General features: G+C 53.2%; 9 protein-coding genes. 2 read left to right on the top strand and 7 right to left on the bottom strand.

The features are described 5' to 3' along the window. Window positions 1-10: 10 nt before the first annotated feature. On the bottom strand, window positions 11-1654 hold the full coding sequence (locus tag DFP94_RS24660) for a response regulator (protein WP_181873283.1): 1644 nt from the start codon (window positions 1652-1654) through the stop codon (window positions 11-13). Continuing rightward, window positions 1651-3465, bottom strand: a complete 1815-nt coding sequence (locus tag DFP94_RS24665; protein ID WP_114499125.1) for a sensor histidine kinase — start codon at window positions 3463-3465, stop codon at window positions 1651-1653. Before DFP94_RS24665 ends, DFP94_RS24660 begins: the two co-directional genes overlap by 4 nt. Window positions 3466-3738: 273 nt before the next feature. Between DFP94_RS24665 and DFP94_RS24670 the strand changes: the two genes are divergently transcribed. Continuing rightward, complete coding sequence (locus DFP94_RS24670; RefSeq protein ID WP_114499126.1) at window positions 3739-4755, top strand: SPFH domain-containing protein; 1017 nt, start codon at window positions 3739-3741, stop codon at window positions 4753-4755. A gap of 9 nt (window positions 4756-4764) precedes the next feature. Next, window positions 4765-5889 (top strand): TFIIB-type zinc ribbon-containing protein, encoded by a 1125-nt coding sequence (locus DFP94_RS24675; RefSeq protein ID WP_245955090.1) that lies wholly within the window; start codon window positions 4765-4767, stop codon window positions 5887-5889. 220 nt (window positions 5890-6109) lie between these two features. On the opposite strand, the gene DFP94_RS24680 is transcribed toward DFP94_RS24675, so the two are convergent. From DFP94_RS24680 to DFP94_RS24700, 5 genes are all read right to left on the bottom strand, one after another. Further along, window positions 6110-7462, bottom strand: a complete 1353-nt coding sequence (locus tag DFP94_RS24680; protein ID WP_181873284.1) for a sensor histidine kinase — start codon at window positions 7460-7462, stop codon at window positions 6110-6112. A gap of 4 nt (window positions 7463-7466) precedes the next feature. Beyond that, complete coding sequence (locus DFP94_RS24685; protein ID WP_114499132.1) at window positions 7467-8153, bottom strand: response regulator transcription factor; 687 nt, start codon at window positions 8151-8153, stop codon at window positions 7467-7469. 189 nt (window positions 8154-8342) lie between these two features. Next, window positions 8343-8753 carry an SRPBCC family protein gene (locus DFP94_RS24690; RefSeq protein ID WP_114499129.1) on the bottom strand — a complete coding sequence of 137 codons (411 nt, stop codon included), beginning with the start codon at window positions 8751-8753 and terminating at the stop codon, window positions 8343-8345. Between the two features lie 21 nt (window positions 8754-8774). After that, a complete protein-coding gene (locus DFP94_RS24695) occupies window positions 8775-9434 on the bottom strand; it encodes a TetR/AcrR family transcriptional regulator (RefSeq protein ID WP_342768279.1) in 660 nt (219 codons plus the stop codon). 349 nt (window positions 9435-9783) lie between these two features. After that, window positions 9784-11040, bottom strand: a complete 1257-nt coding sequence (locus tag DFP94_RS24700) for a TraB/GumN family protein (protein WP_245955091.1) — start codon at window positions 11038-11040, stop codon at window positions 9784-9786. Window positions 11041-11242: the final 202 nt, after the last annotated feature.

Genomic DNA, 11242 nt, shown 5'->3' on the forward strand with positions numbered 1-11242 from the left:
ATCCCGCTCGTTATCTCAGGTTTTCCCGGTATTCCAACGGCGTTTTGCCCGTAACTCGCTTGAAAACCTTCGTAAAGTGCCCTTGATTCGGATATCCGACCTTCTCCCCGATCTCATACAGCTTCATACCGCTCTTCATTAGTTGAATGGCCGTTTCAATCCGTTTTCGGGCCACATATTCGATAAAGGTCTCGCCCATTTCCTTGGCGAACACCTTGCTCAAGTAATTCTCGCTGATACCCGCCATCTCGCTGGCCCCCGTAAGGGACAAGGGCTCATTGTAATGAAGATCGATCCACTGCTTCACCTTGTCCACCAGTCTCGGCACCGTCTCGGCCGCCCGGAACGCGGGATGGACGGCCTGTGCCACCTGCCGTGCGAGGGTGAGGATGTACTCATTGATTTCGGCAAGGGAGTTCATGTACTCCACCCGGCTAACCGGCGGTTCGTCCTGTTCCGTAATTTGCCGCCAACCCAGCCCCTGACCTCTCAACAGCGAACTAAGCTCCCAAAGCAATGCCTTGTAAGGCTGCAACGCAGCCTCAACGGATAGAAGCCGCATTTCGGTCATTACCTTCAGGCCCGCATTCAACTCCTGCTCCCATTCCGCATTCCCCTGCTCCATATCCCGGATCAGCCGGGGAATGTTCCACACCCCGGTATGAGCATGACTCTCCGCCGCAGAAATCGGCATGGCCTCCGCAAAAAACACCTGGCCGTTCCCGCGAAAGAAGCGCAGCTGCGCCAAATGCATGGCCTGCCGGTAGAGACCGGCCCAGTCCTGCCTGTTCGAGGACGGATCGGCCAGTCCAACCGCGCCGTTGACATTGACATATTGCTGAAGATGGCTTAATGCTTTATGCATTATTTCCGTGAACAGGCTTCTGAAAGCTTGGCCGCTGAGCCGGACGGGAACGAACACCAGTACCGCATACTCCAGCACGGATAGCGGAGCCATTACGATTTCCAGCCCGTACCCTTCGACCACTTGCCTGATCGTATGCATCACAAACCGGGATTGCTGGTCCTGGATCCCGAGCGGCCGGCCATACATCCGGTCAAGCAGTACGCAGCCCACGCCATAGTGGAAACTTACCCGATCACCCCACCACGTCTGAAACCGCTCCTGGCCGTCGTCGGCACCCTGAACAGAGATCGCCGGGCTACGCCCGGCGCCACCCGACTGCACCGCCTGGAACAACCACTGCTCCTGCTGCTTCTGACGGATGGAACGGGCCTCCTGCTCTTTGCGTTCACTTTCGGTCGTCTTTGCCCGAATCAAATCGACCGCATTTCGAATCACGGGCGATACTTTGCTCTCCTCCAAATCGTTTTTGATCACGTAATCACAAGCTCCGTACAAAAAAGCTTCCCTCACGTACTCGTAGTCGGAATAGGCGCTCAAGACAAGGGCCACGATCCGCCCGCCGACATCAAGGCTGCGGAGTTCCTTCATAAACTCAATGCCGTTCATGAGCGGCATCTGCATATCTACCAGCACCAAGTCGACGCTTTCATCTTGAATCCGCTTCAACGCTTCCCGGCCATTGGAGGCCTCACCCGCGATTTCGCAGCCGAACCGCTCCCAGGGGATCAATTCCCGCAGGGCAATCCGGACGATTGGCTCATCATCCACCAGCAGCACCCTGATCATTCCCGTTCCCCCTTTTCCTTGGTATGGGGCGCTTCCCATAGCAACGGCAGCACTACCAGGACACTCGTCCCTTCGCCCCAAACGCTGGTTATCTCGAGTCCGTAGGCCTCTCCATAATTGAGCCGGATACGCTCTTGAACGTTTCTTAGCCCAAGCCCGCTGAAGCTCTCCTTGCTCTTCACTCTCCGTTCCAGCAGGAAGGGAAGCTCCTCTTCGCGAATGCCCACTCCGTCATCTTCGATCGTAAAGCGGCAGCAGCCATCTCCCCATTCTCCGAAGACGGAAATGTTTCCGCGCGTTTCCCTTTCGTGCAGACCGTGAATGATCGCGTTCTCGATGATCGGCTGCAGCAGCAGCTTCAAAATGTAGGCTTGCCCGATTTCCGGATCGACGTCGTAATGGATATCGAATAAATCGCCGTAGCGGATTTTCATAATCCGGATATAATCGTCGAGCAGCGAAATCTCCTCGCCCACCGTGGCGTACATGCCTCCCCGATTAAATGTGGACGACAGCAGCTTGGTCAGAGCGTCGGTCATCTTCTGGATGTTTTCCGATTTGGAGATCGTTGCCATCAGTTTGATCGTATTCAGCGTATTCAGCAGAAAATGCGGATTGATCTGCGATTGCAGCGCCCTGATTTCAGCCAGGCGTTTCTGGTCTTCCTGTTCCTTGGCTTCGGCGAACAAGCGGTCCATGTTGGCGACCATTTCGTTGAATGCATGTCCGAGCACATAGATTTCCAGCGGCCCCGACGCTTCCAGCTGGGTCTTCAAATTTCCCGATTTGATGTAAGTCATCCCTTTAAACAGCCGGATAATCGGATTGACGATGCTGCGCACCAGCCAATAAGAAGCGATCAAAAACACGATCAGCCCGCCCACCGAGAAAAGAATGATTTTGCCGAACACGCTTTTCACCTGATTGATAATTTGCTCGTACGGCACGACCTTGACATATTTCCAGCCCAAATCGGACGTCGTATAGATGACATAGGACTGCACGTTGTTCACAGTCTTTACGTAACTGCCCTTCGCGCCGGAAAGTGCCGGCTGCAGATACTCATAGTTGCCCATTCCCTCATGCAGCGCTTGATCATCATTCGAGGCCATCACTTGGCCTTCCGGACCCACGACGTAAATATCCCCGCCGCCCCCGCCGCTCACATCCAGCCGTTCCATGAAATCGGAGGAACGAAACACGCAATAGATCATCTCGACATTGTAAAATAAGGTGCTGTATTTCGGAGACACGGCCACCGTAAAATAATATCCGCCATCCGGTATGCTTGAAGCGCTTTCCTGAATTCCCATGAGATGGACCTTGTTTTTCCGCTTTTCGGTGTCTTCGTACCAATCCATGCGGCGGAGTCCCGCCACATCGACATCCATGTTTCTTTTGTAGGCATACGAACCTTGATCTTTGTAAAAAAACAGTACGCTCGCCACGTCAGGCGTATAGTGAAAATAGTTGTTCAACTGCTTGTCGAGCGCTCTCCGCAAATCGAACTGACTACTGGCCCCATCGTTTTTATGGATGGCTGCCGACGTCGAAATCACTTGGTCGTCATTCGCAATGGCCGATACGGTATTGATGATCATCCGCGCCTTGGAATCAAAGCCGTCCGACTGCTGTTCCAGCGTCTGCATCGCCTGGGAAGTCGTATTGTTCAACAGAATGGAATTCAGCGACCTTACCGAATACAAAGTGACGAGCAGGATCGGAACCGTAATCATCAGGAAAAAGGACGTATTCAAGATCTTCGAAATGCTCCAACGGTTTCGTTCAATGTATTTTCGCCAATGTTTCATGCTGCTCTCTCCTCCGGCCGGTTCCTGGATTCGCGGTTTTTCCCGTACCCGCGCCGATTGCGGTAACCTCAGTCTAGACACCCCTGGAACCGTTTACAATTGTTGTTTTGGTGTTTTTTTTATACTTTTTTATTCTATATCGGCGATTCGCCCCGGCAATCTTCAACCTGCATACGCTTATGGCAAATCCTTTGAATCTGCGGATCGGGTATCCCTGCCCGCGAACTTTAAGTATAATGGAGGCAGAATCTTCAAGTATTTGGGGGTAGAAGCATGGGACTGTTTTCTTTTTTGAAAGGCCAGTTTATTGAAGTCATCGAATGGCTGGATGAATCCGCAAATTCCGGCACGATGGTGTACCGCTTTCCAGTATACGATAATGCGATCAAAATGGGCGCCAAACTGATCGTCCGCGAATCTCAAGCCGCGGTGTTCGTGAACGAGGGACAAATCGCCGATGTATACGGCCCCGGCACTTACACGTTGTCCACACAAAACATGCCGTTGCTAACCGCGCTTAAGTCTTGGCCGCATGCCTTCAATTCGCCGTTCAAAGCGGATGTGTATTTCGTAAGCACGACTAACTTCACCAATTTGAAATGGGGCACGACGAACCCGGTCATTCTGCGGGATACCGAATTTGGCGCCATCCGGCTGCGTGGCTTCGGAAATTACGCGTTCCGCGTCAAGGAACCGGCCCTGTTCCTGAAGGAATTGTTCGGTACTCGCAGCGATTTCACGACCGAGCAGATCTCGGGGCATTTAAAATCGATCCTGGTCACCGGCATCAGCGATTTGATCGGAGAATCCCGCATTCCCGTCATGGACCTGGCTTCTTCCTATGAGGAACTGAGCGCTCAGGCGATGGAACGCCTGCAGCCGCATTTCGAAAGCATGGGCCTGTTCCTGTCGCTGCTGCTGATCGAAAACCTGTCGCTGCCGCCGGAAGTCGAGCAGATGATCGACCGCAAATCGTCGATGAATATCGCCGGCAACCTGGACCAGTACATGAAATATCAGACCGCCGAGGCGATCCGCGAGGCGGCCAATAACCCGGACTCCGGCGCGGCCGGAACGGGGGCCGGACTTGGCGCCGGGATGGCGATGGCCCAGATGATGGGCCAGATGATGAACCGGCCGGCCGAGCCGGGGCTGACTGCGAACGGCGGAGGCCCCGCAGCAGCCGGGAATGACCCGGGGGCCGGCAGCCCTAAGCGGTTCTGCTCGGAATGCGGCTCGCCGCTGGCGGAAAACGCAAAATTCTGCTCCGGCTGCGGCACGAAAGTGTAGGGGATGACGATGGAAGCTTCAGCACCCAAAGAAGCCAATGCGAAGGCTCCCGTAACGTTTCCCTGCTCCGGTTGCGGCGGCCCGATGCTGTTCGACTCCGAAGCGCAAAACCTGAAATGCCAATATTGCGGCCGCGAAGAGGCCATTGAAGATTCGGGCAGCCCGCCCGTCGAGTACGATCTGGATCTGACGGAGAGAGATGAGGAGAATGCCGACCGGACCGATTGGGGCTTCCGGAAGCAGACGCTGCATTGCGAAAGTTGCGGCGGCGATATCGTGCTGCCCGAGCTGGAGACCGCGGCGATTTGTCCTTTTTGCGGATCGTCCAAAGTGTTGCCTCTCGAGGAATCGGCCAGCATTAAACCGGAAACGGTCATTCCGTTTCAGATTTCCATGGAACAGGCCATGGCCTCGTTCAAGACTTGGAAATCCAAGCGTTGGTTCGTGCCGAACGCCTTCAAGAAAAGCAGCATCGTTTCGCGCCTGTCCGGCCTGTATATCCCTTACTGGACCTTCGACGCCGATACCGACTCGGTCTACACGGCGGAGCGCGGCGACTACCATTACCGCACCGTCACGCACACCCGGACCGTCAACGGCAAAACCGAGACGTATACGACCCAGGAACGATACACCGTTTGGCACCGGGTCAGCGGAGAGTATGACCGTTGGTTCGACGACATGCTGGTTCCGGCCTCCAGGCGGTATGACGGAAAATTGCTTGATAAGCTGGATAACTTTGACCTGTCCAAGCTGAAAGAATACCGGCCTGAATACTTAAGCGGCTTTATGGCCGAGAAGTATTCCGTATCCCGCAACGAGGGCTGGCAGGAAGCCAGAGCGCGGATTGACCATGCGATTGAGGACGGCATCGAGAAGCAGATCGGCGGCGATGAAATCCGCGGGCTGCACACGCGCACTCAATACAGCGGTCTTACCTATAAACACCTGCTGCTGCCGGTGTGGAACGCGAGCTACGCCTACCGCGGCAAGCCTTACCGCTACATGGTCAACGCACAGACGGGACTGGTTTCCGGCACCGTGCCGCGCAGCCCTTGGAAAATTACATTTTTTGTGTTGTTCTGCGTAGCCGCGGTCCTTCTTGCGGTGTTTCTTATAGCGCAAAACCAATAGCACTAAATTATCTCTATTAAAGAAAAAGACCGGACCCTGAATAAAATCAAGGTCCGGTTTTTGGCGATTACTCCACTTTCAGTGTATAAAATTCCAGCGAGTCCGAGTATTTCGAGCTGGGGAATCGGAGTCCCGGTAGTCCGCGTCCCCGTAATACCATGGCAGTCTTTTAATAGGATACAAGTTGACTATATCATAGAAATCCAACGGGCCTGCTTCATTAAATGGATGGATTCGCTATGACTTTGGGAAAAGTCATGTTTACCGAAGTACCGAGCCCCGGCGTGCTTTCAAGCGATATTATGCCGCCGATCCGGTCCATGATCTTTTTGACGATGGCGAGACCCAGACCGGTACCGCCGCTGCTGCGGTTACGTGAGGGGTCCACCCGGTAAAAGCGCTCGAAAATCCGCGGCTGATCCTCAAAGGGAATGCCGATGCCCGTATCCGTAACCCGGACGGCAATCTCTCCCAGTCCGGAAAATGCCGTAATGTGCACGCGTCCGCCTTCCGGCGTGTACTTCAGGGCGTTTATGACGATATTTTGCAGCACCTGTTGCAAAAATACCGGAGAAACGCCCACCAGGTAAGAACCCTCGGAACGGTCGTAAGCCAGTTCGACTTCCGGATACAGGCTGCCTCCTTGGTCAACAATCTGCTGCAGAAGCTCGGCGAGATCGGTCCATTCTTGTCCTACGGAAACCGGGCGTTCTTCTAGCTCGGCTTCCATCAGCAGTTGCTGGGACAATAGCTGTATCCGCGCCGTCTCCGCCAAAATATAGCCGAGCGACTCCTCCAGCACCTCCGGCTTCTCCTTCCCCCATCGGATCAGCAGCTTCGCATGCCCTTCAATGATGGAAAGCGGGGTTTTCAGCTCATGCGAAGCGTCGCTGATAAATTGCTTCTGCCGCTCTACCCCGGCGTGAATGCGTTCCAGCAGCTGGTTGAACGTATCCGCCAGCACGTAGATTTCATCGCGCTGCTTCGGCAGTTCCAGCCGTTCGGTCAGCAGCCCTTCGTCCATGCCTCGCACCCTCTCTGCAATTTGCCTTACCGGAGCGATCGTCCGTTTGGCGATAATGTAAGACGAAAAACCGGTCAAAACAATGCCGAGCAAGGTTCCGAGGAATAAAAAAGTTCCGACCTGTCTCACCGAAGCTCCGTAGGCCCCGCGGTCTTCCGCAATTTCCAGGGTGACCGTTCCGTAAGCGGGCAAGCTCACTTTTTGCTCCGCCTTCAACACCGCTTCGCCGCTCATGCCGCGGTCGATCTTCGCCAGCGTATCTCCATGCTTGTCAATCAGTTGCAGCCGTTGGCCTTTATGAAGACTGGACTCCAACGAATCCAGATCGGGCTGAAAAATCTTCAGGCCCCTGCCTGGATGCAGTAACGAAGGAAGAAAAGTCACATTAGTGATCCTTTGCTTCACTTCATTTAACTGTGCTTGCAGCAGCCGCTGCTCGCTGCGGGCAGACCAGTCGCGGTACAGCACGAAAACAAGGCTGTTAATCACGATCAATATACAAGCAATGACGGCGGTGATCAGCAGCATCGTTTTTTTCGTAAAGTTCATTGGCCTACCGCCCCTCTTCTTCCGGATCCCGGAGAACGTAGCCCACGCCCCGGAGGGTGTGGATAAGCCTTGTCCCAAACCCGTCATCCATTTTGGAACGTAAGTAACGGATATACACGTCGACCACATTGGTTTGTCCCATAAACTGCGTGCCCCAGACCTGGTCCAGCAGCGTCTCCCTGGAAAGCGCGCGGTTTTTGTTTTTCATCAGCGTATGAAGCAATTCGAATTCCCGCGCCGAAAGCTCGATGGACTGCCCGCTTCGGGTCGCCGTGTGGGCGCTGACATTAAGCTCAAGATCGCCGGTCTCATAAACGGTCGCCTCCGCGGCCCGAACCCGCCGCTTGATCGTCCTTAACCGGGCCAGCAGTTCTTCGATCTCAATCGGCTTCGGCATATAGTCATCCGCACCGCTGTCGAGACCATTGACCTTGTCGATTAAAGAATCGCGCGCGGTCAGCATGATGATCGGGGTCGATTTCGACGCCCGGATTCGCTTACATGCCTCGATCCCGTTCAAGTTCGGCAGCATCAGATCCAGTAAAATGTAATCATAAGTATCGCTCAGCGCCATTTCAAGTCCGCTCCGGCCGTCATAGGCCGTCTGCGTTTCATAACCTTCATACTGCAGTTCCATTTCCATGAGCCTTGCGAACGGTTTCTCATCTTCGATAATCAGAATTTTTTCCAACGGGATTGCACCTGCCACACATGAATTTATAGATATGTACAGCCACCTCCACAAATAAGGAATTGCGCGCGCTTTGGCGTTTGTCCGCCTGCATTCTTATTGTAGTTCAGGCCGGGTTAGAGCGTCTTTATACGTTCATTAGAGTTTGATTAGAAAACAGAATATGTTTTTACTCCGCTTTGATTCAGTTTATCCCCGCAACCGATCCATGATCTCGGCCGTTACGGCCTCCCAATGCCGCTTCATCTCTTCCCGGGCCAACGCGTCCGCCAGCTTCTCCTGATGAAAGCTGATCGTCGTCTTGCCTTCATGCGACGGGTTGGGAATGAGTCGAATCTGCAAGGTGGACGTCTGCGCCCAGCCCTTTCTTTGCCAGGTCATGCGGAGTTGTTCCAACGGCTTAATGACGCGCATCTCGCCGAAGTTTCCTTCCCCGGTGATATATTGGTGTCCCGGTTCAAGCTCCAGTGACGGTAAATCTCCCAACCACAGCTTCAACCCTTCCGGGGAAAGCAGGAACGTCCAGGCTGCCTCCCGAGAAACGGGAAAGGTCCGGCGCACGCCGATTTGAAATCCCACCGATTTTGTTTGTCCTATCATCTAAACCACTCCTCTCAAAAATTAAGGCGTCAGCCCTCTGGCGAACAATTCGACGCTGCAATCCAAAAACTCCGTCAACGCCACGCGGGTAATGCCTTCCGATCCGTACAGGTGGGTCATGAACGCCCCGTAATTCATCCACATGAACGTGATCGCCTGCGCCTCGGGGGAGGTCGGAATCAGCTTTCCTTTGTCCGCCATCGCGGAAAAATAGTCCGTAAGCAGTTCCCGAAGCTGACTCGGGTGCTTTTGGGCATTTTCCCGGACGGCGGATAATTCCGCTTCCTGAAGAACGACGCGAATCCACATCCGGTTGCGGTTCATGATTTCATGGTACGTTTCGGCGATCAACCGCAAATCGCTCCGCAAATTCCACGTCAGCCGTTCCGCAAAAATCGTCTCCATGGCACCGGTATAATAAAACCGGTCAATCGCTGCGTCCAGCAAATTGAGCTTGCCGCCAAAATTGCGGAACAGCGTCATCTCACTGACCCCCGCCTCGGCCGCGATTTCCTTGGTGGAAACACCGTTGTAGCCCTTTTCCGCCATCAGCGAGAGCGCAGCCTGCATCAGCTTATCCTTGCTGGTCGACTTTTGCTTACCCATCGACTTCTGCTTATTCTTTGATTTACGCATACTCGTTGATTTCTGCCTATCCGTCAATGTCTCATTTGTCTCCATTCTCTACCCTCCAAGAATGTTAGTGCTCACTAACATAACTGTATTGTACCCTTAACCTTTTCTCATGTCAAAAAAAGGAAAGGAAAAGAAGACGCACCGTGACATCATCCATCGTTCTGTACAAAATCGTCTCATTATCGATACCCTCTCCATAGTCAAAACTTCCGCTTGCTCCATCGAGCGAGCCGATTCCGGGATAGTAATGGCCGAGCGGCAATATGGCGAGTTCACCCCTGAGGCGTACAATTTTTTATCTAATATACCATTGGCAACGCATTCTTGATAAAACTCAATCAAGAGAAAAGCAAAAAACCGCCCGCTGCAAAGCGGACGGCTTCTCGGTCATCATTTATTTTCTGGTAACGGTAAATCCCTTCTCCTCAAGCAGGTTGACAATGCCGATGTCTCCCGCCATATGCGCCGCTCCTACTACGATCAGATAAACGGAGGAATCTTGGCCTTTCAAATAACCTTCGATTTTATCGGCCATGCCAATGTTCCGGTCCACGAGCATCGCCTTGTTATATTCCTCGTTTTTGCTCATTGCTTTGACCAGTTCCAGCAGGGCCTCGTCGTCGCCTTTTTTCCACATCTCGGCCATGGCCCCCACGCTGTCGTCGACTTGATCGAAATTGTTCAACACCGCAAGCAGGTTGTCTTCCTGCAGCTTCTGCGAGAAGTTATTAAACATCCCGAGCTGGGATTCATACGATTCCAGTTCGATAATCGGTAGTTTGCGCTCCATCGCCTTAGTTAGAAAATACAGATCGATCCCGGTTTGCCCTTCATATCCTGTCTTGGCAGCCTGGATCGACGAAAGCGTCGATTCGACCACCCATGGTTTAAAGGCATCCAACGCATTTTTGTCGAGGCCGTTTTCGGCCAGAATGTTGCCCAGTTTGGCATAGGTAGTTTCGGAAATATGATCCTTCAGCGTGGTTCCGTCCTGATAAGATCCAAGCTTCAACACCAGTTGCTGGGTTTCCGGGTCGGCAGCCTTGGCAATATCGATTTCTACCCCCAGAAAGTCGGCTTCAGTAAATGCATTTTCAATAGCGGGTTGCAGTGGGTAAAAGCTGGAGTCCGCAATGTGCATCGAGCCTAGCAAGTATACCTTATTGCCGGCGTTTTGTACTTCCCACAGAAATCCGCGTCCGCCGCTGGCCGCGACTTCTTTGCTTTTCAGGATAACGGTTCGCGAGACCTCATCCCAGTAGATTTCATATCCGGCCGCTTCTCCGATTGAACGTACCGGAAGATATGTAACGCCTTTTATCACTTTTGGCCCAGAGATCAATGGAAGAGGCTCTCCGTTGACTACGGCTTTATTGCCGTTTTGAAGTTCAAAGATCAGGTCACCTTTCGTGCCCTTGACTTGCTTTGTCTTGGCGTCCTGCTCAAGCTTGAAATCCAATGCTTCGAACAGTTCTTCCAAAGGTACCAAAGCCGTTCCGCGCTCGATTACAGGTGCATGTTCGTCAAAACCGATCTTCTCCCCGTCCACTTGCAGCGACACCGGATTGGCGGCGGCAAAGGTGGTCGGAGCAAACAAGGTTACCGCCAAAAACAGCGATAAAAAGGATGCCGTTATTTTCTTCATCTTCATTTCCAAGTTTCCCCTCTCGTTGGTATTCTTATAGAGTATCATGAATGGACGCAATGAAGCCAACCCGTCTAAAGATACCGTGCATGTTCGGGACCTAGGCTCGGGACCAATCAGGACCACCCGTATAACGGGTGGTTTGCTCTGCGGCTGAAAGCCTTTGTTACTGGCCAGCCCTAAAAGGGCATTGAATGATTCGCCAACC

The organism is Fontibacillus phaseoli (assembly GCF_003337355.1).
Taxonomy (GTDB): domain Bacteria; phylum Bacillota; class Bacilli; order Paenibacillales; family Paenibacillaceae; genus Fontibacillus; species Fontibacillus phaseoli.

Excerpts from the sequence above, each read along its gene's own strand:
- DFP94_RS24660 (WP_181873283.1), bottom strand. The coding sequence starts at position 1,654 with ATGATCAGGGTGCTGCTGGTGGATGATGAGCCAATCGTCCGGATTGCC.
- DFP94_RS24665 (WP_114499125.1), bottom strand. The coding sequence starts at position 3,465 with ATGAAACATTGGCGAAAATACATTGAACGAAACCGTTGGAGCATTTCG.
- DFP94_RS24670 (WP_114499126.1), top strand. The coding sequence starts at position 3,739 with ATGGGACTGTTTTCTTTTTTGAAAGGCCAGTTTATTGAAGTCATCGAA.
- DFP94_RS24675 (WP_245955090.1), top strand. The coding sequence starts at position 4,765 with ATGGAAGCTTCAGCACCCAAAGAAGCCAATGCGAAGGCTCCCGTAACG.
- DFP94_RS24680 (WP_181873284.1), bottom strand. The coding sequence starts at position 7,462 with ATGAACTTTACGAAAAAAACGATGCTGCTGATCACCGCCGTCATTGCT.
- DFP94_RS24690 (WP_114499129.1), bottom strand. The coding sequence starts at position 8,753 with ATGATAGGACAAACAAAATCGGTGGGATTTCAAATCGGCGTGCGCCGG.
- DFP94_RS24695 (WP_342768279.1), bottom strand. The coding sequence starts at position 9,434 with ATGGAGACAAATGAGACATTGACGGATAGGCAGAAATCAACGAGTATG.
- DFP94_RS24700 (WP_245955091.1), bottom strand. The coding sequence starts at position 11,040 with ATGAAGATGAAGAAAATAACGGCATCCTTTTTATCGCTGTTTTTGGCG.